Genomic DNA, 25,508 nt, shown 5'->3' on the forward strand with positions numbered 1-25,508 from the left:
AATTATATAGTAATAATTGCTAAAGCTAAGAGATATTGCTTGTATATGGAAGGGGGATTTTGTAAAATGGAACATATGTTCTTTTGAGAGGGTGTATCTAATTGAATTTTGAGCTAACTTTATTTACTTCTAGTGATATTCAGGGATTAATCGAGCTATCAGCTTCCGTTGGATGGGATTACGATGCCTACGAAATTGAAACGATTATGGCAGCAGGTAGAATAGTTGGACATAAAAATATGGAAGGAAAAATTGTTTCCTGTGCAGCTATTATTCCCTACGACACAAATGTAGCTTCCATTGGCATGGTAATTGTGCATGAGCAATGCAGAGGTTTTGGCTTAGGTAGTATTGTTACACAAGCCTGTATCGATAGTGTTTCAGCGGAAACAGCAATTATGCTGGTAGCTACAAAAGAAGGTGAACCTTTATATCAAAAAATGGGCTTCACGACTGTTGAGCATGTACATAAATATTTGGCAGACAAATATGTTGAGACAACAAGCGAAGCAGATTTTTTATTCACCATCAAAGAATTTCAAGAACAGGATTTTGAACAGCTTGCCCAACTTGACGCAGCAGCCTTTTGGGATAGTAGAAGAATCTTTTTACGTAAAAGAATACAGCAGTCACAGCGCTGTGTTGTTGTCAAAAATCATGACAACCAAATGATTGGCTATGGCTTATCGATCGCGGGGCCAATTTATCTTCTTTTAGGGCCAATCGTCGCACCAAGTAAAGAAATAGCGCATCATATTATCAATGAATTGGCTAAGGGCTATCAGGGGAAATTACGTATCGACTGTCCATCTGTTCAACAGGAGCTTGGTCCAATTTTACAACAAAGTGGTTTTACGATGGCTGCCACACCACCTGTCATGATCCGTAATGCCAAAAAAATACCTACAAGAAATCAAACATTATTTGCTCTAGCAGCACAAGCTTTCGGGTAATCAAACGTGCAAGCCTACTTTGGGGTTTGCACGTTTGTATTGTCAAAAAAGGATTTTGAAGGAAGAGTAGAGAATGATATGGATGGTAGAGGAGGGGAACAGCATGTTTCCAGAATTAGAAACAGCAAGACTTAGGTTAAGAGAGCTCACAGAGGAGGATGTTCCTGCGATTTTTCGTTGCTTTTCCAATGAGGCTTTAACACGCTATTATGGGCAGGAGCCTTTTACTGACACACAGCAGGCTGAGCAGTTAATTAAGCAATTTGCTAAAAATTTTGAGGAAAAGCGTGGGATTCGTTGGGGAATTGAACGAAAAGATTCGAATGAAGTGATTGGTACAGTTGGCTTTCATTTATGGTCGGCGGCACATCAACGAGCAGAAATTGGCTATGAAATTCATCCTGATTACTGGCGGCAGGGTTATACAAAAGAAGCTGTGCAGAAAGTAATCGCATATGGTTTTGGGGATATGAACTTAAACCGGATTGGAGCCGTTGTTTTTTTAGAGAATGAGGCATCTTCCAAGCTTATAATTCAGCTTGGATTCCAACAGGAGGGCATATTGAGGGACTATATGTATCAAAAGGGACAAGCACATGATACATTTATCTATTCTTTGTTAAAAAAAGATGAATAACGTAGCTTTAGCGCATTTATAGAATAATCATTTACTTGGAAATGGATAATAAATAATAATTTAGATGGAGTTTTGAGGCTGCTTTTTTCGGTTATAGTTCTTATATGAACAACAATTCATAAGTTCGTGTAAAAAAGTAACAGATAAGGGGCTGGGTGTTATGGAGCAATATAGCACAGCTTATTTTCAAAAGCTAGATTTACTGTCAAGCTTATACGCGGGACAGGCTGCTTTAAAGGATTCCCTTCCAACAGAGAAGGTCAAGCGGATGGAGCGCTATCAACAAATTGAAGCGGCGATTACAAAACTAAATAACGAAATTAGAATAATTGAACGGACCATATTAAAGTCCTCCCATCCTACTAGAAATAGTTAATGGTAGCTCAACCCATGCATATCCCAGCATGGGTTTTTCGTTTGATAAGGTAAGCTTATGTATTTTTATAATAATTATAGATTTTTCTTATGGGTGATCTACTAGTACACTAAAATAAAAGGGGAGGGTGAAGAGAATGGGGATTGATTTCCATAATCAGCAACATCGTACGTCTTATACAACTAGACAGGCAGATAGCTCATGGAAGGCAGCATTAGCGAAACATATTCCTTTTCATAGTATGGGAAGGGTAGTAGATATCGGCTGTGGCGGAGGGATTTATGCCAAGGCACTTGTCGATATGGGGGTGGCATCTGTAACAGGTGTAGACTTTTCACTAGCCATGTTAGACGGAGCGAAAGAAAATTGTCGAGCATATCCGCAAATCACATTTGTGCAAGGAAATGCTTTCAATACAGGGCTTGCAGGGGATACTTTTGATATCGTGCTTGAAAGAGCCTTAATTCATCATATACAAGATGTCAAAGCATGCTTTCAAGAGGCATTTCGGCTTTTACAGCAAGGCGGTTATTTTATCGTACAGGATCGCACCCCAGAGGATTGCTTACTTCCAGGGGATGCTCATCATATAAGGGGCTATTTCTTTGAAAGTTTTCCTTCGCTTATTCAAAAGGAAGTAGAGCGCAGACACACTAGTCAGTTGGTGACAGAAAGCTTACAAGAAGTAGGCTTTCAAGAAATTAGTGAGCTCAAACTATGGGAGACGAGACAGGTCTATGCTAATAAGGAGCAATTATTGGCTGATTTACAAGGTAGAGTTGGGCGTAGTCTATTGCATGAATTGAATGACAACCAATTATCGACCCTTCTTGAACATATAAGGAATGCAATTACCACTGAAGGTTCCATCATTGAAAAGGATCGATGGACGATTTGGATCGCCAAGAAAAAATAATAACCACCTTCTGGAGAGGATCAACCCTCTCCATTTTTATTCGATTGCAGCAGCAAAATCTTACTCCGCTTTCTCAGAGCTATCCGTCAATTTACAGGATCTATCCGCCACTTTTAACTTTCTATCCATCACTTTAGGATTGCTATCCACTACTTTGCACATTTTATATCCGCTTTCCCAGAGAAAACCCTCATAGCATCACTATAAGGGATTATTTAGCAAGTGCTAGCAAAAATTCATCGCGGTCTGCTTCTTCCTGCATTTTACTATCGACAAGCATTGCACCTGATTGAACACTTGTGATGTCGTTGTCTACCAGAAACTGTACATTGACCTTGGCTACTTCATTGTTCACCGTGCAATCACCCTCAAACTCTACAACATCCTGTCCCTTTTGTGTTTCAAAATAGACCCAATATGGATTTTCACAGGCAGAGGCAAAGGCACTCTCCAAAGTTTTTGCGCTATTTTCATAGGAATAGTTTTTTACGTATGTAATATATTCATTGTCTGTAATATCCTTTTGTGGACCATAGAAGTACCAAAATACCGCTAAGATACCGATTGGCACAATCCACAGTATATTTCTCTTACTTAATTTCCCCATGTGTTATATCCCCCTTTATGTGAATATTTTAACATCTTCTTTTGCATTTTTGCTAGCTTACGATAATATTTTCTATTGAAGGCTGCGATTCTGTTCACAGCGTGAGCTTTGAATTCAGGTGGCAGTTATGATAACGTTAGTTGATAGATTTGTTTCGATGTCGCCAAATGGCTTGGTGAAGGAGGTTTTTACATGCATAAAAGAAGACGTGGTGTGCTGCTAGTTCTTGTGCTGATGTTAATGGGTCTAGCCTTTTTTATCGGCATGAAAATGAGGCCAGTCACACTACCGACTAGAAATCCTGAGACAACGCCCGTTCAAGAGGATGCGTCCGAACAGGAAGGTGGTTCAGACAATATAGAGGTCCTCATTCAGGATATTGCTCAATTCGCACGAGAAGGAAAAGTACCTGATGTACCATTTGCAGCAGGAGATACAGAACAACAAGTGGTTCGTGAGCAATGGGGAGAACCACAGCAGGTCACGGAATCCGCCAATGGACAATATGAGGATTATGAGGATGTGACGATTGGTTATCGAGGTTCACAGGCCTTCGATATCCGTTCATCGAAAGAGAATATTAAAAGCATTCGTTTAGCAGATATTAAAAATAAGTTGGGTGAACCTGATGAAGTTCGTTACTATCAGGATCCTTCAACCGATCAAATTATTCTTGTCTACCAAGTAAATGCCAGCTATCAATTAAAGTGGATTTTACCGAAACCGATTGACAGTGATGTCAATCCTACTGTTCATCATATTTCGGTCTATACGGAACTGAAGCCACAAGCGCCAGATACGGTGGAACAAATGACATTGGACGAGAAAATCGGTCAAATGATGTTTGCAGGTGTTTCAGGTACGACGCTTCAGCAGGAGACAATAAGCCTTATTCAAAAGGCTAAAGTAGGTGGTTTAATTCTTTATGGCAATAATCTTGAAACACCCCAGCAAACGGTCACATTGATGAATGACCTAATGGCTGCCAATTCGAATAATCAGCTACCACTTTTCCTTGGCACCGACCAAGAGGGTGGGAAAGTAGTCAGATTACCAGGCGCTTTAAAAAATTTCCCAACGAACCAAAAAATTGGGGACATTAACCAATCCAAGTTTTCATTTGAAGTAGGCCAATTATTAGGGGAGCAATTAAAGGCATTTGGCTTCAATCTGGACTTTGCGCCTGTATTAGATGTCAATAGTAATCCGAATAATCCAATTATCGGGGATCGTTCGTTTTCCAATGATCCAGCTATTGTCAGCAAATTGGGCATTCAAACAATGAAGGGTCTGGCGTCGGAGCAGGTTATTCCTGTCGTGAAGCATTTCCCTGGGCATGGTGACACATCTGTGGATTCCCACTTAGAATTGCCAAAGGTGACAAAAAGCTTGAACGATTTGAATAGGCTAGAGCTTGTCCCATTTAAAGAGGCCATTAACAATGGTGCAGATGTCGTCATGGTCGCACATATTTTATTGCCAAAGATCGATCCCCAGTATCCTTCCTCCATGTCGAAGGAAATTATCACAGGTATACTAAGAAAGCAACTGGGCTTTGACGGTGTTGTGATGACTGATGATATGACGATGAAGGCCATCACGAATCATTATGCGATCGGGCAAGCAGCTGTCGATTCAATCAAGGCTGGTAGTGATATTATTTTAATCGCTCATGAATATGCCAATATTACAGATGCGATAGAAGCGGTGAAGGTAGCCGTCAGCAATGGGGAAATAACAGAGGAACGCATCAATGAAAGTGTCCAAAGAATCCTAAAACTAAAAGAAAAATATCAGCTTGTCAATCAGCCCGTGCCAGCAGTTGATATCAACAAGCTTAATACGGACATCGAAAAAGTTTTAAATACGTATATGAAATAAACGCAAAAAGGGACATACAGCTACCAGTGTATGTTCCTTTTTGTGAATGATGGATAGGGTGAGAACGTGGATAAGGAATTCAAATTAGCTAGTCAATTATTACTGTTACTAGATTCTGAACAAAGATGGTTTACTTTAGGGGAGGTTGAAAAAAGCTTACATATTTCAGATAAGACCATACGGAAGCTCGTAGAAGAGATCAATCGGCAATTACCAGCAACAATGACGATTGACGTATCTAGAGGAAAGGGAATTTTTCTACAACGAGATGGGCGAAGTACAACCGTTAGTGAAGTGCTTTCGAGCATGTTCAGGCAAACCATCTTCTATCGCTTCATGCACTTATTGTTTATCAATGGGCAACCTTATTCGATGGAGGAGCTAGCAGAGGCGATGTTTATGAGCACTTCCTCGTTGAAGAAGCTGATTACGCAACTAAATAATCATGATTTGAAGCCGTATAAGCTACGCATTACATACTCGACGCCCGCCGTAAAGGGAAATGAATTGAATATCCGCTATTTTTATTGGAAATTATATGGTGATGCCTATGAGTATACAGGATGGCCATTTACCAATAGTGACTTTGATTTTATCAATCAATGCATCACGCAAATAGAGCATGAGCAAAACATTGTTTATTTTATTAACTCCAAAAGGAAATTATCCTTTTTAGTGGCGATTGTCTTGGAAAGAGCCAGAAAGGGGAACTATGTCAAAATTACGGAGGATGATTACGCTTGGGAAAGAGGAATGTTCTATTTGCCGGTAAAAGACTTTGCACAGGCACTGGAAGAAAAATTTTCGATTGAATTACCAAAGCGTGAATTGTTTTTTATGCAATCTCTATTTAGTCTAAGCCAATATCATTATTATGAAGGATCAGACATGACGCCAATGAAGGAAATCGAATTATATAAAAATAAAGAAATTGATCAAATGGCGCTGCAGTTATTCACCTTATTGGCAAAGGCTTACCCTAATCTACATATGAATGAGCGGTTTAGCTTGGAGGTATATGAGTTTTTAGACAAGCTTTTAATCGATAATGCCATCCCTGAATGGCTGATGATTTCAAAAAGTAATTTAACAAACTATGTCCAAATTGAATGTCAGCAAATTTACCAAGATATGCAGGTCTGTATGCAAACATGGAAAAAAGCGTACCCTTCTATCCTGTATAATGACTTTCATTTAACCAAGCTTACCTTGCTTGTTCGTTCAGGGCTACGTTATAAAAGTAAACGAGCCTTCTTGGTCATTGGAGAGGAATTTTCAATCCGCCATTATATCGCCAATTTAATCAAGAATGAAATTGGGGACCAGCTGATTATTAATACCTCTATTATGAAGGGGTTAACGGATGAGATGGTGCAGCAGCATCACATTGATTTTGTCATAAGTAATTTTCCCGTTGCCTTGACGACAGTGCCGGTTGTTATTATATCTACGATTCCTACCAAAAGGGACTTAGATAATATTCGTCAAGAATTACTTCGGTAATTTGGTCAATTATTTCCCGTACACAACGTAACAATCTGGTCTAGTTTGTCAGGATTATTAAACCTTATACTCATAGTAGTTTCTGAACAGATTTCTTGTAAAAGAAGTAGTTTTGGAAATGGCTATGGGTATTTTTTATTGGTAAATGAAAACGGTTACCTAATTGGATTGGAGATAAATGACAAGTTTTTGGAGGAATGAAAATGAGTAGACATTTAGGAGCAAAAAAGGGAGAAATAGCTGAGCGTGTCTTGCTGCCTGGAGACCCTTTACGTGCAAGATTTGTAGCAGAGCATTTTTTAGAGAATGTCTATTGCTATAACGAAGTAAGAGGAATGTATGGGTATACAGGAACGTTCAAAGGTGTACCGATTTCCGTGCAGGGGACGGGCATGGGGAATCCATCGATGAGTATATACGGTACTGAATTGGTCAACGATTATGGCGTGAAAAAATTGATTCGTATTGGCACATGTGGCGCGATGCAAAAGGACATTCAAATCCGCGATATCATTCTAGCCCAAGCAGTGTCTTCAGACAGCAATTTGACGGAGAAAATTTTCTACGGCAATAATTACGCACCAATTGCGGATTTTTCCTTATTAATGAAAGCGTTTCAACGAGCGCAAGGGAAAAAAGGCAATGTGTTTGTTGGCAATATTTATAATTCAGATGAATTTTATCGTGAAACATTAGACAGGCTTCATAAGTTTATGGAATTCGGTGTTTTAGGGGTAGAAATGGAAAGCACCGCCCTCTATACGTTAGCCGCAAAATATGGGGTAAAGGCATTGTCTATTTTGACGGTAGGTAGTCAACTATTAACAAATGAAAGCTTAACGCACGAGGAAAGTGAAAAATCCTTTTTTGATATGGTGGACATTGCTCTTCATACAATCATCGATGCGTAAGGGATTGCATGGGATGGGAAGAAAAAGCATTTGAAAACATTGTTCGTTACGGAGGGGACAACATGCATTATATTATTTCGATAGTAGGTCTACTACTCGTACTATTTTTAGCATGGCTTGCAAGTAATAATAAGAAAAATATTAAATATCGCCCAATCATTGTGATGATTGTTATCCAGCTTGTTTTAGGGTTTCTATTACTGAAGACAGGTATTGGGGAATTTTTAATTAAAGGATTTGCTGATAGCTTTGCAAAACTACTTGAATATGCCAATGAGGGCACAAATTTTGTATTTGGTGGGATGGCGAATGAGGGTGCACATACATTTTTCCTCTATGTTTTAATGCCAATCGTATTTATGTCAGCCATCATCGGCATATTGCAACATTATAAAATTCTACCGTTTATGATTAAATATATAGGTTTCGTATTAAGTAAAATCAATGGCATGGGAAAACTAGAATCCTATAATGCGGTTGCAGCGGCAATCGTAGGGCAAAATGAAGTATTCATTTCAGTGAAAAATCAAATCGGCTTTTTACCAAAGCATCGGCTTTATACCTTATGTGCTTCTGCGATGTCAACGGTATCGATGTCCATTGTGGGCTCTTATATGACGATGCTAGAGCCAAAGTATGTAGTGGCAGCTCTCATATTAAACTTGTTTGGTGGTTTTATCGTGGCCTCAATCATTAACCCGTATGAAGTACAAGCGGAGGAAGATATAATCGAAGTGCAAGAAGGTGAAAAGCAAACGTTTTTTGAAATGCTAGGCGAATACATTATGGACGGTTTTAAGGTAGCCATCATCGTCGGGGTTATGTTAGTAGGCTTTGTAGGGTTAATTGCCCTCATTAATGGTGTGTTTGATGGCATTTTCGGTATCACATTCCAAGGTTTCCTAGGCTATGTCTTTGCCCCAATTGCGTTTGTCATGGGTGTACCTTGGCATGAAGCTGTGAATGCAGGGAGTATCATGGCGACAAAGCTTGTGGCAAATGAATTCGTTGCCATGCTGGACTTCGTTAAAATCCAAGATAGCTTCAGTGAGCGTACAGCAGCGATTGTCTCTGTATTCCTCATATCCTTTGCTAACTTTGGCTCAATTGGTACCATTGTAGGTGCTGTAAAAGGGTTAAATGAAAAGCAAGGCAATGTAGTGGCACGCTTTGGATTAAAATTGCTATACGGTGCCTCACTTGTAAGTGTTCTATCAGCCATCATTATTGGGATTGTATTTTAATTAGAAGAAATTAAAGGGCATATTTTAGGCGTATCAATCCCTAAAATATGCTTTTTTTGATCTTTTGTCAGGTGAGAAACATTGTAACATTCTTCCCCGATTTTCGTTTGATAGATTAAGGGGTTTAATTGTACCTATAGTAAAAATTTATAAGGGGAGGGATAAGAATGAAAACTTTCTATCATTGTTTAATCATGTGGATACCTTTTATAGTGCTGTTTGCCTTAGCTGGATTTGGCTTAGAAGTTTTAGAAGGAAGAAAAATCAGGACATCAGAATATATGACGGGATTTCGTGATTTAGGCGTTGGTTATATGTTCTTAATGAGCTCTTTTGCTTTTATTCTCTATCCGATTTCGTTTTTACCGCTAACATTTATTGTGAGTCGTTTTATGAAAAATTGGCTGTTCAAAGTGGTTACCTTCACTTTATTTGGTGGGGCAATAGGGGCTTTTTCTTTCGTAATCATTTATGATTCGCGATTTATAGAAGAATATAATTTAAGTATTATCAATTCGATGCTTATTTTTGGTATTGCGAGTTTACTCTATGCTTTAGTAGAAAATGCGGTGAAGAAAAATATAAAATTTGTTTAACGAATGAATGTGTCTTTTTTTATCTAGCGGCATATGGAAAATTATTTCTACTCATTTCAGTCTAATTACCGATAGCATATTAACGGATTATCCTTTATGGTTAATAGGTCGTAAAAGACACTATCAGGAATATCCTGCAAATATTGAAATGATAGGTGGAAAACAATGAATTATCGAGTTTTATTATATTACCATTACACGAAGATTGAAGACCCAGAGACGTTTTCAGCAACGCACTTAGAAATGTGTAAAGAAATCGGTTTAAAAGGTCGTATTTTAGTAGCCAATGAGGGCATCAATGGGACTGTTTCGGGGACGATTGAGCAAACAGAGCAATATATGGCAAACATGCAAGCAGACCCATTATTCGAAGGCATTGTCTTTAAAATTGATGCGGCAGAAGGACATGCATTCAAAAAAATGCACGTTCGCCCACGTCCTGAGTTAGTCAACTTAGGCCTAGAAGAAGACGTCAACCCACATGAATTAACAGGTCGCTACCTGTCACCAGAACAATTCCTTGCTGAAATGCAAGATGAAAATACAGTAGTATTAGATGTGCGTAACACGTATGAATACGATGTCGGCCATTTTCGTGGCGCGATTCGACCAGAGGTAAAAAATTTCCGTGATACACCAGAATGGGTCCGTGCAAACCGTGAGCTATTCGAAGGGAAAAATGTTTTAACATATTGCACGGGTGGTATTCGTTGTGAGAAGTTTTCGGGTTGGATGAAACGTGAAGGCTTTGGCGATGTCGGTCAATTACATGGTGGTGTAGCAACATATGGAAAAGATCCTGTGGCGAAAGGTCAATTATGGGATGGTCAAATGTACGTTTTCGATGAGCGTTTAACGGTGCCAATCAATCAAGTAGAGCATGTGATTGTCGGTCGTGATCACTATGACGGTGAACCTTGTGAACGCTACATTAACTGTGCAAATCCTGAATGTAACAAGCAAATCATCGCATCTGAAGAAAATGAAGCAAAGCATTTAGGTGGCTGTACAATCGAATGTACAAAGCATGCGCGCAATCGCTACATCGTGCGTCACAATTTAACAGAAGAGCAAGTAGCTCAAGCAATTGAGGCGTTAATTTAAACAAACAAAGCGTTATTAAATATCTTTCATAACCTACTTTATAGAGGTTCTTCAAACACTCAATGTAAGTGTTCAAACTATCCATTTCAACATTGGACTAGTCTGCTCGCTTATATAGGGTGTTTTTTCTTTTGTAAGGAAAATGTAAATGACTCCATCATTGGTGGAAGGGCAGAAGAAATCTGATGCTGTTTAAAGTAAATGTTCAGAGGGTATTCAACAAAATGTAACAGTGTAAGCACACAAAGTGTTTGTCACGAATTAATCAAAATAGGAGATGATAGCTGATGGGAAACCCACATCTAACCGATCCACGTAAAAAATTTCATACCGAAAAATTCCCAAATCAGGAACAGAACACGCCAGCGCTACAGCGTGGAATGATCCCCAAACCTGACTGCGGAGAAGAATCATATAAAGGATACAATCGTCTAGGAGGGCGCAATGCCTTAATTACAGGAGGCGATTCTGGGATTGGCCGTGCTGCCGCTATTGCCTATGCACGTGAAGGAGCCAATGTAGCCATACAATTCTTCCCTGGTGAAGAGGAAGATGCCAACGTCGTTAAAGAATTAATTGAAAAAGCAGGAAGAAAAGCATTACTGCTACCGTATGACTTGCGAGAAGATAACGCGGCCACAGAGATTGTTACAAAAACCATAGAAGCCTTTGGCGGATTGGACATTCTTGTATTAAATGCTGCGCAACAGATCGCACAGCCATCCCTAAGTGACTTAACAATTAAACAAGTGCAAGACACTTTCAAAGTAAACATCATCAGCATGTTCGAGACCGTAAAAGCTGCTGAAGAACATTTGGAACCAGGAAGTGCAATTATCACCACCACATCGGTTCAATCTTTCGATCCATCCTCATCTTTAATGGATTATGCCGCGACAAAAGGTGCAATAAGCAACTTTATGGTATCCCTATCCTCGTACTTTGCTTCTAAAGGTGTCCGTGTCAATGGTGTTGCACCTGGCCCGATTTGGACGCCGCTTCAGCTAGATAACGGGAAATTAGAAGGAGAGATTCCTGAGTTTGGTCAAAATACGCCTCTCGGCCGTGCGGGACAGCCAGTAGAGCTTGCACCCGTTTATGTTCTTCTGGCCTCGGATGAAGGAAGTTATATCACGGGTCAGATTTATGGAGTGACAGGTGGTAAGCCGATAGACTTATAAACTTACTAAAACCACTCTCGACATTAGTGATGTTCTACTGTTTATGTTAGATAAACAGCTTAAGATTGATAATGAAACGAATTAAATGCTATGCCCCCTATAGTTAGTAGTTTGTCTCTAACTTAAGGGGGCATCTGCTTTTCCGTCACCAATTTGAATCCTCGTTTATAAGTAGGAGCGCTTAGCTGGCCATGAACCTTGTAGTTTACGAAGTTGAACAATTTGTCCTGTATGGTAAGCGTCGTGCAAAAGGATATTTAGATATTGTTGCCAAACTGGAAGAGCGGGACTAGGTTGATCTAATGCCTCTTCTTGCAAGGATGTTAATGAAGATTGTAAGGCATCATGTACGTGAAGTGTTCGATTCACTGTTTCTTGCCAAGCATCTTCATCATGAGCACCGCCTTGGACAAACGTTTCATCATTATTTTGTGGAGCAACAAATGTCTCATCTTTATGTATGCGAGAAAGTAAGCGCTCTTTAAAGATTAATAAATGGTTTACATTTTCCCAAATCGTATTAGCGGCATTTCCTTCTGGTTGCCAACTAGCTTGCGCAGCACTGAGATTCGTTAATGCTTCTGATAACGGTGGGTACCATTCCTCTTCGTAAAACACCTGATTGACTCCATTTTGCAAGAGCTCTTTTTTACTCATTTGAATAACCTCCTTTTTGTAACGCTCAAAACATTCCTCACTATTAATTTATCAAATTTTCAGAAAATAGTACATAGTAATAGAATTTTGTTGTTCTTTACTCGACATTGCCATTTCATCTAACTAAAAATCAAATTGTAAAGTTTGCTTGACATATGTAGTGATGTAAAGTAAACTTTACTTAACATTAAATGTATAGTTTGCTTTACATTTATAAAGGAGGCATTATGAAAAACAGAATTCGAGAATTACGAAAATTGAACAAGATTACGCAGGAAGAGTTGTCGAAACAAGTTGGTGTTTCACGGCAATCGATCATTGCTATTGAATCAGGCAAATTCAATCCATCCTTAGAGCTTGCCTACAATATTTCCAAAGCGTTCAATAGCACAATTGAAGAAGTGTTTATATTTGAAGAGGGGAGAATGAATGATGGAGATTAATATCTGGGGTATGATTGGATTGTATGGGGGAGTGATTGGTGGACTCCTTGGATGGTGGTTCGGGCGACAGAAAGCTAGAAAAAACAGAGGTTTAGACGAGCTGTACTATCATATTTGGCAAAAGGCGAGATCCTATTCATGGTATGTGACATTAGGAGCGCTGTATGTTTTCTTTACGTTACTCAATTTTGGAATTGAATTAAGCACTGCTATGGTTTTAGGTATCCTTTTATTAACACACGTAGCGAGTTGGGGAATCATTGGGATTATTTTGACCATCAATATGTCCAGTGCAGCCCCGTTACAGCCTTCACGTGTGAAGGTGGGCCTATTCGTCTTCATTACGTCCATTATTGTATTCACGATCATCTCGATCCTGACGACAAACTGGCTGTTTTTATTATTTAGTATTCCACCTAATTTAATTGCACTTATTACTGCACTTACGCCGAATCGAAAAGATTCCGAGATAACCTACTAGTATAATATCGTACCGTTTTTTCCCCTATAGATATGGTGGTCTATAGGGGTATTTTTTTATATATGACATTAAAAGCATCTAAATGGAAAAATGGTTTTGACTAAGTTACAAAATTTAGGAGGTGTTTACTTGCATACAAACTATGTTCTATATAATATTGTTCCTTTCGGATTTTTAGTGTTGTTGGTCTATATTTTAATAGATGTATTTCTTGATTACTTTAGAAAAGAAATCAAGCGTAATCAAAGACGTGTTCCTCTATACAGCTTTTTCTTCTATTTACTATGTTTACTTCAAATTAAAGTAGGGGGAATAACACTTTTACCTTTAAATCCAGCAGACAATAGTAGTCGTTTTATTAGAGCTAATGATTGGTTTGGAATTTTTGATCGTATCCACTTCAATATGTATTTGTGGACTTATTCAGCTATAGTTTATAATTTTTTATTATTACTTCCTTTAGGGATATTTTTATTCGTTCTTTTCCATTTTAAAAATAGAAATAAAGCCATTTTTATAGTGATATTGTGTTGTTTAGGTACAGAGCTTTTGTGTCTTCTCTTAGGGGCGTTTAGTTTAGTTCCTAGGAACCTTAGTTCTGTAGATGCTATCTACTTGTTATGTAATATGCTTGGTGGAATCATTGGTATATTAATAGTGAAAATATTTACGCATATACAAATGAAGCGAAAAGATAGAGTTTATCATGGTAGTTTTAATGGAATAATAGTTTTCGGCAATTGGGCGCGTTTATTTATCAACGTGTCTTTTTCTTTTAAGGGCAATATTATTGAATAATACAGTTATTTGAAACCTTTCCTACAATTTACCGTTAAGTATTGTTAAACAGCTATACAAATAGAATGGGGGATTCGTTATGATGGGTTGGCTTAATATTGGCAGTCTCTTACTAGGACTAATCGCTTGGATACTTCCAGTTATTTATCTAATGGGAAATAAAAAACATGAACAATCTAATTGGGGTATCCTTTCCGTTCTCAGCATCAGTGCCTGTGCTATTTCAATTAGTTTTCAGATGTTCTATCATTATCATTTAGTAAAAATTGAGGATTGGGCGGCACTTATGGACACAACACGTGCAGTCGTGATAGCCACAGCAGTTCTTCTCATTTTTACATTGCTATTAAATGGCCTTACTTTTATTGTATATCAAAAGAACAAAAAGTAAGATATTCGTTGCCTGTTCGTATGATTGAAATATATTTTTGGTTTTCAGAGAGTGTAATGAAGAGAATGGTAATTTTTGGGCCTTTTACAATCGGGCGCTTTATTTAGCGAAAATCTACTATTTCTCTTGAGATGGCTAGAACAAAGGCTATGAAAAGAAGTAGTATCAATTATTTTTACGAACAGAAAGTTACCGGTCGATGAGAGGTGCATGTAAAACGATTGAGAATTCATCTTGGAGCTGTGTACCGAAAGGATTATTCTAAGTAGGCTACGCCGGTAAGCACCTGTAATCATGTGCGAGAGTATCGTCAAATGACCGTACTTCTTAAGGTAAGTAATGTGAATTGCTTATAAATTAAAGGTGGTAACACGAGTTGAATCGTCCTTTTGGTTAATCCAAAAGGGCGTTTTTTTTATTCCTTTTTTGAGCAAGTATTTGAAAATCTAAACGTATGAGGAGTAAGCATTATGAAAGATAATCATCAAGATTCACAACTAAAGCGGGAATTAAGTACGCGTCACATGCAATTAATGGCACTTGGCGGATTCATTGGGTCGGTTTATTTTATGACTCTAGTTCAACCACTCAAATGGCAGAGCAGGCAAAGTGAGGAATAGGCTCTAAAGTAGCGGTTAAAACATGAAAAGTAGCGGATACAACGTGAAAAGTGATGGATAGAGCAGGCAAAGTGAGGGATAGGCTCTGAAGTAGTGGTTAAAACATGAAAAGTAGCGGATACAACGTGAAAAGTGATGGATAGAGCAGGCAAAGTGAGGGATAGGTTCTAAAAAGGCGGTTAAAACATGAAAAGTAGCGGATACAACGTGAAAAGTGATGGATAGAGCAGGCAAAGTGAGGAATAGGCTCTAAAGTAGCGGTTAAAACATGAAAAGTAGCGGATACAACGTGAAAAGTGATGGATAGAGCGGGCAAAGTGAGGGATAGGCTCTGAAGTAGTGGTTAAAACATGAAAAGTAGCGGATACAACGTGAAAAGTGATGGATAGAGCAGGCAAAGTGAGGGATAGGCTCTGAAGTAGTGGTTAAAACATGAAAAGTAGCGGATACAACGTGAAAAGTGATGGATAGAGTAGGCAAAGTGAGGGATAGGGCCATCTATTTTGCTCCTTTTCATTTAAGGGTCATATTGTTGAGTAAAGCAATACATCTTACATTTGCGTGTTTATCTTAACATTGGGTCCAATTGTTGAATAACATTCTTTTAAGTAAAGTTTCCAAACAAAGCTTCTGGCACTTTAAGTTTCAGCATTTTAATACATGATATACTTAAACGCACTTGAATTAACACAAGGTATATTGTTATCTTTGTAGAATCTAATTATTATAATAAATTGCGGTGAAATTCAATTCTATAAAGGGAGTGTAAAGGTGGACCTACTACTTTGGGTAACTATTGGTTTCATAATAATTGGATTTGTTGTGCTCGCTTCTATGAAAAAAGATATGGAAAGTAAGGTCGCTTTTATAAAATTGAATATGGAAGAAGAGGGAAATTCATCAAAAGCAAGATCTGTAGTTTGGTGGATATGGAGTACCACTGCTTGGGGGATCGTAAGTCTGTTTCTTGTTGTTTGGTGTGTCCATCATTACTTTGGGTAACTTTTTGGCTTCAAATGGGTAAAAACAGGTACTGCACATTTCTAAATGAAATATTGTAGCAAAATATATTAAAAGCAAAGGGTGGGCATTTTGAAAATAATCGAGACGGAACGATTATACCTTAGAGCGTTAAAAATGGACGATCATCATGAATTATCAAAAGTGCTTTCCGACCCTAAATCTATGCAATATTACCCTCATCCCTTTAATCAAGAAGAGGTTAAAAATTGGATCAGGTGGAATGAGAAAAATTATAAGCAATATAATCACGGACTATGGGCAGTTGTTTTAAAAGAAGGAGATCTATTTATCGGTGATTGTGGAATAACCATGCAGAACATTGACGGTGTATGGTTACCTGAAATCGGTTTTCACATTATTAAAGCGTATTGGAATAAGGGGTATGCGACAGAAGCGGCATCTGCTTGTAAGGAATATGCATGGAATGTTCTGGGCTATTCTGAAATATTTTCATACACGACCTTAAAAAATATCCCGTCCCAAAAAGTTGCGGAAAAAATCGGGATGGAAAATTATAAGATTTTTGAGAAGAATGGTGAACAACAAATCGTTCAAGTTGCCTACAAAAGTTTATGAATAGTTAGTAACTCATTTTTTAGTCCAGAAAAGGGCGCGTTAATATAGGAACGTGTCTTTTTCTTTAAGGAGTTGAATAGCATTCTTTTTGGGAATTAGATATTTATTTTATAGAAGGAATGTTATAAGGGGGATTGAATGAAGAAATATATAAAAGGTTTAGTGCCTTGCATTTATTTGATGTTGTCGTTCTTTGTACTATCTGGCTGCAATGCTCAAAAAAGTGGTAATACTTATTATTTATTATTGATGGGTGAAAGTGAAAGCTGGAATCTAACTGGGTATGAAATTGTTATAACACCAGAAGACTTTAAAGCAGGATTTGGGACCTTAAAAATGAAAAACGTCAATACGTATAAGACAGATTTCTTCCACTTTGAAACGCATGTGGTTATCGAGAATGATGATTCAGTCGTTCATACTGATTCAGTTACTGGTGAGACGAATATAGCAGAATATACAACTGGTGCTATTGCAGGGCCATACATCAATAAAAATGGTGACTTTATTACACTGAAAGATATACATGAGATTTATGTGGTCGTTGATTGGTGGGATACTAGTAAGAACGAAAGTATAAAAGAAAGAATAGATTTATTTAACAAATCGGAAAAAGAACAGTCCTTCTTGAACGAACTATAGGTAAAGTTGAATAACGATCTTCTCGGACGCTTTTCTGAAATAATAGGAAGCGTCTTTCTTCATGAAAAGGGCAATTATCAGTAAGCCCATCTAATACATAGGTACTGTGGCATCATCTAGAAGTGCATTGCATACTACTGCAATCTTGATAAAAAGGCTACTCTAAAATATTTCCAGGAGATTGAACAATTTTTTAGAAAACGAGCGTCTAAGTAGTAGGATTGAAACGAGGTGAGTTGTTGTTGGAACAAATCGTAGAACAATATGGTGAATATTTGTATCATCTTAGCTATTTATATATGAAGGATTTTCAGCTTGCAGAGGAGATTACACAGGACGTACTCATGAAGTACTTATTACATAAAGACGATTTTAGAAAAGATGCTTCATTGAAAACGTATTTAACCCGTATCGCTATTAATTGCTGTCACGATGAACTACGTAAACAAAAGAGAAAATCATTTATTTCAAAGCTTTTACCACTAGGTAGAACTGAACCCTCTGTAGAGCAAACATATATAGCAACTGAAGATTTTGCAACTTTAAAGCAAATTGTCTTTGCCTTACCACTTCATTATAGGGAAGTCATTGTACTGTTTTATTATGAAGAATTTGATGTTTCTGAGATTGCTAGTTTATTAAATGTCTCACAAAACACCGTTCGTACAAGGATTCGTCGAGCGAGAGAATTGTTGAAAACAAATCCGGAACTGGAGGCAATATTTTATGAAGGAATTTAAAGACAAGCTAAAAGAAGAATTGCGACATGATGCCCCATTTACAAATGACATCAAGCAACGTATATTGCAAAAGAAACCCATGAAAAGAAAGTTGAACTGGCAGGTTGTCTCCGTATCTATTGCAGCTTTTTTCATGATTGGGTTCATGCTATTCGTTGAATTTTCTCAAAAGAATAACCTACAAAACGCAAGTCAGCAAAATGAGCTATTACCAATTGTCGATGATGTTTCCTCTCTAGACATCATTGAGCCGAACTATGCCCATCTACTTGGGAAACAATGGATGCTGCATTTTTTGCCAATGATTATCGATAAGGAAGCCCCCATTACGTATGGAGATTATGTTGCTTTTTATGGAACGGATGGGCTTGTCGTTTCAACTGTATTAGGATTAGGGAATGATCATGTAACAATGAAGCAAGGGCAAATTTTAGTAGAGAATACCCCATTAAAAGTTCATGGATTAAATGAGCAAATAAAAAAAGAGGATATCAATGACCCAATGAAAAATCCTTACTTTTTTCATAATTTTGGAACAAGACCAGCGCCATTCAATGACAAATCGATTTCTGCGAAAGAAAAAGAAATGGTTGTTTATGACAGTGACGAAGGTCATACGATTATGAAAATTAGTGAGGGGCAATTAGTCGGTAAGGTCGTAGGCTTCCAAAATTTTGAGCTAACATTTGAATTGACTGAAGAGGAGCAGCAAGTTTTTAATGCCTTTAAAACGGATTATAATATTGAAAAGTTAAAAAATATGACACCCCAAGCGATTACTAAAATGTTTTTAATGAGTGATATTGAAAAAGATTTTAAAACATATGAAGCATTGTTCACAACAAATAGGAACGATGAAACTGAAAGTGTTCGAAGATATTATGAGAAATCGAAAATCGTACGACAGGCGTTGTTTACAAAGGAAATAAATCGCCTTATTATCGCAAACCTCTTTGCTGGGCTAGAACATGCGGAATTTGAGCAACAAACAGATACAACAGGAGTTATAAAATTTATCTCACTTGATGGACCAAGAGAGCTAGGTATGGAGAAAAATGCCCAAGGAATTTGGCAGCCAGCCTTTAGCAGGGGAATTTATTAGCTTTTTAGAAAGGATATCAATTCTAGTTGATAATTTTCATCAGTATCCTTATCTAACAATCGGACGCGTTTATTTCGAAACGCGTCTTCTTTTAATGGGTCGTGTAGATTGAATAAAGAGCAGAATAGTTTAACGATATAGGTGGATTTTTATGGTAAAATATTTAGTGGAATGTATTTTTGGGGAGAATAGTGACTTTTAAGAAAAGGAGTGTTCAAAGTTGAAAAAAGTGTTCTCAGGAATTTTTCTTGGGTTGATTCTAATCATGACTTCGTCACCGGCATATGCAGCCGATTTTCAAATAAAAGTTGACGGTGTTACAATTGCATCTGATGTAAATCCAGAAGTTAAAAGTAATCGGACAATGGTTCCTTTACGTGTAATTAGTGAAAATTTAGGGGTAAATGTTGTATGGACGGATGCCCAAATCACCCTTACTAAAAACGATATACAGGTAACACTAAAACTTAATCGTAATCAAGTGGTGAAAAACGGTAAAACAGAAACGCTTGATGTAAAGCCATATATGAAGAATAATCGTACTTTTGTTCCGATGCGTTTTCTTGCCGAAACATTTGGCAGCAATATCACTTACAAAAACGGTACAGTAACGGCTGAGACACAGCCTCTCTTTATTGATGGTATAAAAGTAAAAGCATTGCAATACGAATATCATATGACATTAGGCGGAGTCGTACAGCAAATCAATGGGAATGGTTATAACGAAGCTATTTATAATACTTTTATAAAAAATAATGGAAGTAAAATTGAAGCACCTACTTATAATCCATGGGATTCTCATCCCATTCCAGTAGGAGACTATGATAAAAATTCGCAATTTGATTTTTTAGACCAAGACTCGAACAGTATCAAACGGTTTGATATTTATTTTTCCACGGGGGACTTGGGCGGAGTTTTGGTGCATGATACTACTGCAAATCATTGGTATGTCTACAGTGATACCGCAAGACTGGGAATACTTCAATTAATTGATACAGCCTCGTTGAACGGCTTTGTGACGGTTATGAGTAATACAGTTCCTTAAGGTGGATGATAGTGTTTTACTATTGTTTTAACGGACTTACTTTAATAAGGAGTAGAGCCTTTTTCTACTTAAACAACTTTGCAACTTTGTTTGTACCATTACGCAGGTTTATATTTTCATGTTGTCAAAAGAAATGAGGTAATTTATTTGGATGAATGGAAGAAAGTTGTACTTAGTTTACTCGAAATCATTGTAATTCTATCGATTGGTTTACTTTTCACAACTTATATTTTAAGACCTATATACGAGAATTTTGGAATTCAATTTACAGGTGACGTATGGGTAAACTGGTTTGGATTATCGTATATTTTATTCGTCTTATACTCGTTGATTGTCGGTATTTTTATTTTTCAGGAAAGTAATATCTTTAAACAGCGACGTACATCCGTACTCTTTTGGCTCATTTTTATTGGTTCAATTTATGTAGTTTTTATTCCTTTTATAAAAGGTGAAAATCCATTCTAAGACTTCTATATAGTTCATTATTTCAACAATCCCAAAATCTATTACCGACACAAAGTAGGATAAAAATCAAAAACTGCATCCATTTAGATGCAGTTTTATTTTTTTCTAATCAGGGTTTCACCAAGTGGGATTCCAACCACAACAACCAAAACAGTTAAAATTAACAGTGCTCTAAAAATAAAATATGCAGCTTCATCAAACATCGTATCCCTCCTTCTTTTTTACAATACCTACCTCATACTCCGAAAAAATTATGGTTGTGTTTTTATAGTTTACGTCATTACAAGGTACGTATGCAGTTTTTAAAAAATTTGTGGTCTTCAGACATTTCTTTAGTAAGGAATGCATCATGCTTCCTCTAAAGGGTCGCTTTAATCCTTTAGAAAATGGAAGAATATAACCTTGTATTGATGCTATACAAGATCTTCAATCATTATTTGCTAAAGAATGAGCTAAAGGTTAATAATCCTTTACCCGAGATAATAAATAGTAAACGATACATAAGTAAATTTAATGGAGGTTATGATGATGAGGGTAGCGAAGAAGATAGCCAAGATAGCAGGAATCCTTCTAGTTATACTGACCTTGTTTATGGGGATTGGATACGCTATTCTTGTGATTAATCCCTTAGGAAATAAACCAGGCAAGCCAGTTGCGGATATTGAAGACAAGGTGGAGATTTGGGGAGAAGAAGTGGCAGGTAATCATTCAGAAAGTAAGCTAGACGATATGAATATTAAGGGCAATCCTAACAGACTTTTGGCGACATTCAAATTTTCCACTGGCATTGTGGGAGAAGACTATAAAGACAATGAAGCGGTCATTGATACCTTTACCTATATCCATGAAATTGAAGGGGGCTATGAAAAATCAACCTATGAAGATGAGCCCTATCTGATTCCTTATACGGTAGCGAACAGTGACAGTGCCGTCATTATTATGCCAGGTGGTGGTTATGGCTTTAAGGAAATGGATGGAGGAACAGCAGAAGGAAAGGAAGTAGCTGCATCATTAAATAAAGCAGGTATTAATGCATTCGTTCTCCACTATCGTTCCAATCCCTATGAGTGGCCTATTCCACAGCTAGATGTTCAGCGTGCGGTCCGTTATCTACGTTACCATGCCAATGATTATGGTCTCCATCCAGATCGAATTGGTTTAATAGGTTTTAGTGCTGGAGGCTATCAAACGGGTAGCTTTATTAACCTTATTCAGGGAGAAAATCTGTTTCCTGCTAGTTATCAGCTTGATGCCATTGATGCTGTTGATGATCAAGTGGCATCCGCTGCTATGATTTACCCTGCATTGACGTATCGCTATAATGTGCCCATGCTCTTTGCTTCTTTTAATGATGAAGCTGTCAGAAATCCAGAAAAACGTGAAGAGCTCTTGCAGCAGACAGATTTATCTACGCATTTCAGAACAGCTCATATACCTCAGTTTATAGCTTATGGGACAAAGGATTTAGCAATCGGGGTAAAAGGTCCACAGGAATATATCCAATCTGCACGAAACGCAGACGCGGATGTGACTGTGATAGTAGCAGAGGACCAGAATCATGGCTTTAAGCAGGAATACTATATGCAAGCGTATCTTGAATGGGTAAAGAAAATTTTTGATTCTTTATAATTAGCTATAAAAGTGGTCAAAGATTTTAGTAAGTGCTATTTTATATGGTTTAAAGTAAAAATGAAGAGAAATAGGAATGACAAAAAAGGGTTCAAAGCAGCCTTAAAGGGTGCTTTTTTACGTCTCTTTTGACTATTAGTTTTTATTTTTCTAGTATTTTCCGTAATAAGGATCAACGCTCATTTTCATTAAAGGGCTATTATTGGAGTAATGAGTATTGCGAAAATGGATAAAATTAGAAATAATTTAATGAAACATTCATCAATAGGGGGAGCTAATATGCGTTATTTTAAAAGCTACTACTTGTTTATAGTTATTACATTGTTGTTAACAGGATGTGTAGGAGTAGAAACAGAAAAATCTCCATCAAATTCGAAATTAACTATTGAGTCCTACAACATGAGTGAAAAGGAAACCTTATTAATTAGTAAAACAGGTGTAGAGCAAATTAAATTTTTCAAGTTGAATGGCACTTTGAAAGAAGATGATGATTTACAATTTTCGGTGGAAGTTTTTGAAAACGGTAAGTTTAAAGAGGAGTTACTAAAGACTTGGGGTGAACTCGAAACAAAATATAATGACAGCCTTATTTCTTTTGGAATTATTGACAATAGAGACGAAGATCATTCTTTAAAACTTTTAAATGGAATACCTTCTGGGCTTGCTACAACGTTTTATTCAAATAACATGACTACATCATCTTTTGGTTTGCTAATCGATAGAAAAATGACTTTAGAAAAAAATAAACCTATTTATTTAACAGCATGGCTAGGTACTACTAAAAACGAACTGCGTTCTGGCGGTGGCACAACTGGGGAACTGCCACAGGGTATTGAAGAAGCTGAGCTAGCATTTATATACAAAGTTTTATGGACCGACAAGGAAGAGAAATAATTTTTCCCTAAGTTATTCAACAATTGAGTGCGATTCTGTAGCAAAGATCAGCGCTCGTTTTCATTAAAGGGCCATTTAATTGAATAAAATACAATTGTAGGTTTGTCATAAAGTTTGATTAAATGAATGGATATCAACTTTGATATGAGAGTAGATCTAAAGAGCATGTTTTGAAAAAAGATTGATCAAAACATGCTCTTATTTAATGTAGCAGATTAAATTTTATATAAAAAAGTTTGATTATTTTTTAAACCCTAGTTGTACTATTGGCCAATTTGTTTAAGTACAGGTTTGTCATAAAGTTTGATTAAAAGCACCTCATGCCACCATTCAAATTCATATTTAAGAAGCAACCATTGAATTAGATGTACTCAAGCGATATTCTGCAACCCCATCCGCCTAGGATTTGTTATTTCTACCATGGTGTTTCAGTTTTATGTTCAATAACTTGTACTACTTTCGGTTCAACAGCTTTTAACATTTGTTCACTTGAACGATTGCTTTTAGGAACATCATCATTATTTTCACCTTGAATTTGTCCTTCAGCCTGTGTATTTGCAATCACATCAATCACTTGTTGTTTAGAGACATTTTTAGATGCTGCAATCTCGACAACAGATTTACCTTTTGCTAATTCTTTTTTTAATTCTGTTGGGCTAATTTTTAGTAAAGAAAACAGTTTTTCATCGTTTAAAAAGGAATCAGCAGTATAATCAGGCTTACCATTTGTAGAGAAAAAACCTTCTACTTTATTGTTTAAAGGTGTAGTCTCACCTCCGATTAGAGAAACACTGATTGTATTGTCTTGAACAAATACCTGGTAGAAAGGTGTTTTTGATCCCTTTTTGGTGTAATTCAACATAAACGTTTTTTGATCCGGGTTCTCCATTTGCTCCATAGCAAACTCGTACTCTTCGATGTTGCCAAACATTTTATCAATTAGATCATCTACCTTCGACCTGATTTCCTGATCGGTTAAGGCAGTGAGTGGTTTCTCCTTTGGCTCCCAATTCTCCTGATTCACGTGTTCAATCGCACCTGTAATACCATTTGTATGAAGGGAAATCTTTTTGCCAATTCCTCCTTTTTCCTGCAGTATGATGCTTGTTTGGACACCTTGAACCTTGCTTGCATTGATAATCTCAAATGATTTTGTTTCGGGAAATGCGTTATACAGCTTCTCTAGTGTTGCTTTGCCATCCTCATCCACCTTGACTTGTTCAACAGTCATTGGTGTTCTAGTAAGCATTTCAATCAGGTTAGGGGCCGCAAATGCTGCGGTTGGAATCAAAATCGCAGTAGCAACTAATCCACTCATTAATCGTTTTTTCATATTTATTTCGCTCCTTTTTCGTTGGAAATATTGAGAATAGGATTGTTCTATTCGTTTGGAAATGGCTGGAGGGCATTCCATAGTTTCTGCCTCTTTGTGCAGATATTCACGGATTTTACGTTCAATTGGCATTGATTTCTTCCATCCTTTCTGGGGGGAGATTACTTAAGTTTTTTCGAAGCACCTGAAGACCAGCATGATACCTGGACTTGACTGTACCCAGAGGAATTTCGAGCAATGTCGCTATTTCCTCAAGTTTATAGTCGTGAAAAAAGCGGAGGACAATCACCGATCGTTGTTTATCGGTCAGTTTTTGGATTGCCTGTGTTATCATTTGCTTCGTCCCATCCATCAACACAGAAGGTCGATCCCAATGAGGCTCTTCCTGAGAAAAGGCACGGATGCGTTCAAAAATTCGGAATCTCCGCCAGCTCTTGACCCGAAATCTCTGCACTTGACGGATTACCAAGCCGTTTAGCCAGAAGTGGAAAGGTCTGTTCGTATCATAGTTAGCAAGTGAGGTCCACATTTGCATATATATCTCATTCATGACATCTTCCCGATCCTGCTGATGGTCCACCAGAAAGGAGACTGTCCGGTAGACGTCCTGATAGGTGGCATCATACATCGTACGAAACGCCTGTTGATCACCTTCCTTCATTTTTTGGAGTAATTGGTACATATATTCATTTTGCATTCAGAGGATCCTCCTAAGTAAGCTTACACACTATATTGTCTCTTTATCAAAAAAAGGTTCGGT

29 protein-coding genes and 1 other annotated feature are annotated in these 25,508 nt (G+C 37.5%); of the genes, 25 read left to right on the forward strand and 4 right to left on the reverse strand.

All coding sequences use genetic code 11. The annotated features are described in order from the left end of the window. Nucleotides 1-101: 101 nt before the first annotated feature. The 4 genes from L6W14_RS08920 to L6W14_RS08935 all read left to right on the forward strand — a co-directional run bounded on the left by L6W14_RS08920 (nt 102) and on the right by L6W14_RS08935 (nt 2,882). A complete protein-coding gene (locus L6W14_RS08920) occupies nt 102-953 on the forward strand; it encodes a GNAT family N-acetyltransferase (protein ID WP_237900454.1) in 852 nt (283 codons plus the stop codon). 103 nt (nt 954-1,056) lie between these two features. Next, on the forward strand, nt 1,057-1,590 hold the full coding sequence (locus tag L6W14_RS08925; protein ID WP_237900456.1) for a GNAT family N-acetyltransferase: 534 nt from the start codon (nt 1,057-1,059) through the stop codon (nt 1,588-1,590). A gap of 160 nt (nt 1,591-1,750) precedes the next feature. Beyond that, nucleotides 1,751-1,966, forward strand: coding sequence for a hypothetical protein (locus L6W14_RS08930; protein WP_054548789.1), 216 nt, complete (start codon nt 1,751-1,753; stop codon nt 1,964-1,966). Between the two features lie 136 nt (nt 1,967-2,102). Then, a complete protein-coding gene (locus tag L6W14_RS08935; RefSeq protein ID WP_237900458.1) occupies nt 2,103-2,882 on the forward strand; it encodes a class I SAM-dependent methyltransferase in 780 nt (259 codons plus the stop codon). Between the two features lie 211 nt (nt 2,883-3,093). Here L6W14_RS08935 and L6W14_RS08940 read toward each other — a convergent pair whose 3' ends face one another. Continuing rightward, on the reverse strand, nt 3,094-3,489 hold the full coding sequence (locus L6W14_RS08940) for a hypothetical protein (RefSeq protein WP_048390581.1): 396 nt from the start codon (nt 3,487-3,489) through the stop codon (nt 3,094-3,096). A 192-nt stretch (nt 3,490-3,681) separates the two neighbouring features. Between L6W14_RS08940 and nagZ the strand changes: the two genes are divergently transcribed. From nagZ to L6W14_RS08975, 7 genes are all read left to right on the forward strand, one after another. Continuing rightward, nucleotides 3,682-5,370, forward strand: a complete 1,689-nt coding sequence (gene nagZ / locus L6W14_RS08945; protein ID WP_237900460.1) for a beta-N-acetylhexosaminidase — start codon at nt 3,682-3,684, stop codon at nt 5,368-5,370. A gap of 66 nt (nt 5,371-5,436) precedes the next feature. Next, nucleotides 5,437-6,873, forward strand: a complete 1,437-nt coding sequence (locus L6W14_RS08950; RefSeq protein ID WP_237900462.1) for an AcpB/EbpR/MafR family transcriptional regulator — start codon at nt 5,437-5,439, stop codon at nt 6,871-6,873. Between the two features lie 203 nt (nt 6,874-7,076). After that, nucleotides 7,077-7,784: a purine-nucleoside phosphorylase gene (gene deoD, locus L6W14_RS08955; RefSeq protein ID WP_054548784.1), complete on the forward strand. Its 708-nt coding sequence runs from the start codon at nt 7,077-7,079 to the stop codon at nt 7,782-7,784. A 62-nt stretch (nt 7,785-7,846) separates the two neighbouring features. Further along, a complete protein-coding gene (locus tag L6W14_RS08960; RefSeq protein ID WP_237900464.1) occupies nt 7,847-9,028 on the forward strand; it encodes a NupC/NupG family nucleoside CNT transporter in 1,182 nt (393 codons plus the stop codon). A 167-nt stretch (nt 9,029-9,195) separates the two neighbouring features. After that, nucleotides 9,196-9,624: a hypothetical protein gene (locus L6W14_RS08965; protein ID WP_237900466.1), complete on the forward strand. Its 429-nt coding sequence runs from the start codon at nt 9,196-9,198 to the stop codon at nt 9,622-9,624. 165 nt (nt 9,625-9,789) lie between these two features. Further along, nucleotides 9,790-10,728 (forward strand): oxygen-dependent tRNA uridine(34) hydroxylase TrhO, encoded by a 939-nt coding sequence (locus L6W14_RS08970; protein ID WP_115674027.1) that lies wholly within the window; start codon nt 9,790-9,792, stop codon nt 10,726-10,728. A gap of 287 nt (nt 10,729-11,015) precedes the next feature. Beyond that, nucleotides 11,016-11,909, forward strand: a complete 894-nt coding sequence (locus L6W14_RS08975) for an SDR family oxidoreductase (protein ID WP_131519909.1) — start codon at nt 11,016-11,018, stop codon at nt 11,907-11,909. A 165-nt stretch (nt 11,910-12,074) separates the two neighbouring features. Here the strand turns inward: L6W14_RS08975 and L6W14_RS08980 are convergent, their stop codons facing one another. Further along, the gene (locus L6W14_RS08980) at nt 12,075-12,566 is read right to left on the reverse strand and encodes a DinB family protein (protein ID WP_237900468.1); all 492 of its coding nucleotides are present in this window, start codon (nt 12,564-12,566) and stop codon (nt 12,075-12,077) included. A gap of 227 nt (nt 12,567-12,793) precedes the next feature. On the opposite strand from L6W14_RS08980, the gene L6W14_RS08985 reads away from it, so the two are divergent. From L6W14_RS08985 to L6W14_RS09050, 14 genes are all read left to right on the forward strand, one after another. After that, nucleotides 12,794-13,009: a helix-turn-helix transcriptional regulator gene (locus tag L6W14_RS08985; RefSeq protein WP_054548780.1), complete on the forward strand. Its 216-nt coding sequence runs from the start codon at nt 12,794-12,796 to the stop codon at nt 13,007-13,009. Then, complete coding sequence (locus L6W14_RS08990; RefSeq protein ID WP_237900470.1) at nt 12,996-13,490, forward strand: hypothetical protein; 495 nt, start codon at nt 12,996-12,998, stop codon at nt 13,488-13,490. Before L6W14_RS08985 ends, L6W14_RS08990 begins: the two co-directional genes overlap by 14 nt. A gap of 129 nt (nt 13,491-13,619) precedes the next feature. Continuing rightward, entirely contained in the window at nt 13,620-14,288 is a 669-nt protein-coding gene (locus L6W14_RS08995; protein ID WP_237900472.1) for a VanZ family protein, read from the forward strand. A 79-nt stretch (nt 14,289-14,367) separates the two neighbouring features. Then, nucleotides 14,368-14,679, forward strand: a complete 312-nt coding sequence (locus L6W14_RS09000; RefSeq protein WP_237900475.1) for a hypothetical protein — start codon at nt 14,368-14,370, stop codon at nt 14,677-14,679. A 140-nt stretch (nt 14,680-14,819) separates the two neighbouring features. After that, nucleotides 14,820-15,071, forward strand: a binding site (T-box leader). Between the two features lie 78 nt (nt 15,072-15,149). Then, nucleotides 15,150-15,299, forward strand: a complete 150-nt coding sequence (locus L6W14_RS09005) for a hypothetical protein (protein WP_237900476.1) — start codon at nt 15,150-15,152, stop codon at nt 15,297-15,299. 771 nt (nt 15,300-16,070) lie between these two features. Next, the gene (locus tag L6W14_RS09010) at nt 16,071-16,301 is read left to right on the forward strand and encodes a hypothetical protein (RefSeq protein WP_066038523.1); all 231 of its coding nucleotides are present in this window, start codon (nt 16,071-16,073) and stop codon (nt 16,299-16,301) included. Nucleotides 16,302-16,391: 90 nt separating this feature from the next. Further along, nucleotides 16,392-16,898: a GNAT family N-acetyltransferase gene (locus L6W14_RS09015; RefSeq protein ID WP_371824165.1), complete on the forward strand. Its 507-nt coding sequence runs from the start codon at nt 16,392-16,394 to the stop codon at nt 16,896-16,898. 138 nt (nt 16,899-17,036) lie between these two features. Continuing rightward, on the forward strand, nt 17,037-17,540 hold the full coding sequence (locus tag L6W14_RS09020) for a hypothetical protein (protein WP_237900481.1): 504 nt from the start codon (nt 17,037-17,039) through the stop codon (nt 17,538-17,540). A 242-nt stretch (nt 17,541-17,782) separates the two neighbouring features. Further along, nucleotides 17,783-18,280, forward strand: coding sequence for an RNA polymerase sigma factor (locus L6W14_RS09025; protein ID WP_016994968.1), 498 nt, complete (start codon nt 17,783-17,785; stop codon nt 18,278-18,280). Next, nucleotides 18,267-19,382: a hypothetical protein gene (locus tag L6W14_RS09030; protein WP_237900483.1), complete on the forward strand. Its 1,116-nt coding sequence runs from the start codon at nt 18,267-18,269 to the stop codon at nt 19,380-19,382. The genes L6W14_RS09025 and L6W14_RS09030 overlap by 14 nt, the downstream gene beginning before the upstream one ends. Before the next feature lie 220 nt (nt 19,383-19,602). Beyond that, the gene (locus tag L6W14_RS09035; protein WP_237900485.1) at nt 19,603-20,427 is read left to right on the forward strand and encodes a stalk domain-containing protein; all 825 of its coding nucleotides are present in this window, start codon (nt 19,603-19,605) and stop codon (nt 20,425-20,427) included. A gap of 147 nt (nt 20,428-20,574) precedes the next feature. Continuing rightward, a complete protein-coding gene (locus tag L6W14_RS09040) occupies nt 20,575-20,892 on the forward strand; it encodes a hypothetical protein (protein ID WP_237900487.1) in 318 nt (105 codons plus the stop codon). Nucleotides 20,893-21,420: 528 nt separating this feature from the next. Then, the gene (locus L6W14_RS09045) at nt 21,421-22,521 is read left to right on the forward strand and encodes an alpha/beta hydrolase (protein ID WP_237900488.1); all 1,101 of its coding nucleotides are present in this window, start codon (nt 21,421-21,423) and stop codon (nt 22,519-22,521) included. Between the two features lie 210 nt (nt 22,522-22,731). After that, on the forward strand, nt 22,732-23,415 hold the full coding sequence (locus tag L6W14_RS09050) for a hypothetical protein (RefSeq protein ID WP_237900490.1): 684 nt from the start codon (nt 22,732-22,734) through the stop codon (nt 23,413-23,415). A 415-nt stretch (nt 23,416-23,830) separates the two neighbouring features. On the opposite strand, the gene L6W14_RS09055 is transcribed toward L6W14_RS09050, so the two are convergent. Both L6W14_RS09055 and L6W14_RS09060 read right to left on the reverse strand, forming a co-directional pair. Continuing rightward, entirely contained in the window at nt 23,831-24,880 is a 1,050-nt protein-coding gene (locus L6W14_RS09055; protein ID WP_237900492.1) for a hypothetical protein, read from the reverse strand. Continuing rightward, the gene (locus L6W14_RS09060) at nt 24,870-25,445 is read right to left on the reverse strand and encodes a sigma-70 family RNA polymerase sigma factor (RefSeq protein ID WP_237900494.1); all 576 of its coding nucleotides are present in this window, start codon (nt 25,443-25,445) and stop codon (nt 24,870-24,872) included. The genes L6W14_RS09055 and L6W14_RS09060 overlap by 11 nt, the downstream gene beginning before the upstream one ends. Nucleotides 25,446-25,508: the final 63 nt, after the last annotated feature.

Origin of the sequence: Lysinibacillus sp. ACHW1.5 (genome assembly GCF_022014815.1) — a bacterium.
GTDB classification, from domain to species: Bacteria; Bacillota; Bacilli; order Bacillales_A; family Planococcaceae; genus Lysinibacillus; species Lysinibacillus capsici.

Excerpts from the sequence above, each read along its gene's own strand:
- L6W14_RS08925 (WP_237900456.1), top strand. The coding sequence starts at position 1,057 with ATGTTTCCAGAATTAGAAACAGCAAGACTTAGGTTAAGAGAGCTCACA.
- L6W14_RS08930 (WP_054548789.1), top strand. The coding sequence starts at position 1,751 with ATGGAGCAATATAGCACAGCTTATTTTCAAAAGCTAGATTTACTGTCA.
- L6W14_RS08935 (WP_237900458.1), top strand. The coding sequence starts at position 2,103 with ATGGGGATTGATTTCCATAATCAGCAACATCGTACGTCTTATACAACT.
- L6W14_RS08940 (WP_048390581.1), bottom strand. The coding sequence starts at position 3,489 with ATGGGGAAATTAAGTAAGAGAAATATACTGTGGATTGTGCCAATCGGT.
- nagZ (WP_237900460.1), top strand. The coding sequence starts at position 3,682 with ATGCATAAAAGAAGACGTGGTGTGCTGCTAGTTCTTGTGCTGATGTTA.
- deoD (WP_054548784.1), top strand. The coding sequence starts at position 7,077 with ATGAGTAGACATTTAGGAGCAAAAAAGGGAGAAATAGCTGAGCGTGTC.
- L6W14_RS08960 (WP_237900464.1), top strand. The coding sequence starts at position 7,847 with ATGCATTATATTATTTCGATAGTAGGTCTACTACTCGTACTATTTTTA.
- L6W14_RS08965 (WP_237900466.1), top strand. The coding sequence starts at position 9,196 with ATGAAAACTTTCTATCATTGTTTAATCATGTGGATACCTTTTATAGTG.
- L6W14_RS08970 (WP_115674027.1), top strand. The coding sequence starts at position 9,790 with ATGAATTATCGAGTTTTATTATATTACCATTACACGAAGATTGAAGAC.
- L6W14_RS08975 (WP_131519909.1), top strand. The coding sequence starts at position 11,016 with ATGGGAAACCCACATCTAACCGATCCACGTAAAAAATTTCATACCGAA.
- L6W14_RS08980 (WP_237900468.1), bottom strand. The coding sequence starts at position 12,566 with ATGAGTAAAAAAGAGCTCTTGCAAAATGGAGTCAATCAGGTGTTTTAC.
- L6W14_RS08985 (WP_054548780.1), top strand. The coding sequence starts at position 12,794 with ATGAAAAACAGAATTCGAGAATTACGAAAATTGAACAAGATTACGCAG.
- L6W14_RS08990 (WP_237900470.1), top strand. The coding sequence starts at position 12,996 with ATGATGGAGATTAATATCTGGGGTATGATTGGATTGTATGGGGGAGTG.
- L6W14_RS09000 (WP_237900475.1), top strand. The coding sequence starts at position 14,368 with ATGATGGGTTGGCTTAATATTGGCAGTCTCTTACTAGGACTAATCGCT.
- L6W14_RS09005 (WP_237900476.1), top strand. The coding sequence starts at position 15,150 with ATGAAAGATAATCATCAAGATTCACAACTAAAGCGGGAATTAAGTACG.
- L6W14_RS09020 (WP_237900481.1), top strand. The coding sequence starts at position 17,037 with ATGAAGAAATATATAAAAGGTTTAGTGCCTTGCATTTATTTGATGTTG.
- L6W14_RS09030 (WP_237900483.1), top strand. The coding sequence starts at position 18,267 with ATGAAGGAATTTAAAGACAAGCTAAAAGAAGAATTGCGACATGATGCC.
- L6W14_RS09045 (WP_237900488.1), top strand. The coding sequence starts at position 21,421 with ATGAGGGTAGCGAAGAAGATAGCCAAGATAGCAGGAATCCTTCTAGTT.
- L6W14_RS09050 (WP_237900490.1), top strand. The coding sequence starts at position 22,732 with ATGAGTATTGCGAAAATGGATAAAATTAGAAATAATTTAATGAAACAT.
- L6W14_RS09055 (WP_237900492.1), bottom strand. The coding sequence starts at position 24,880 with ATGCCAATTGAACGTAAAATCCGTGAATATCTGCACAAAGAGGCAGAA.
- L6W14_RS09060 (WP_237900494.1), bottom strand. The coding sequence starts at position 25,445 with ATGCAAAATGAATATATGTACCAATTACTCCAAAAAATGAAGGAAGGT.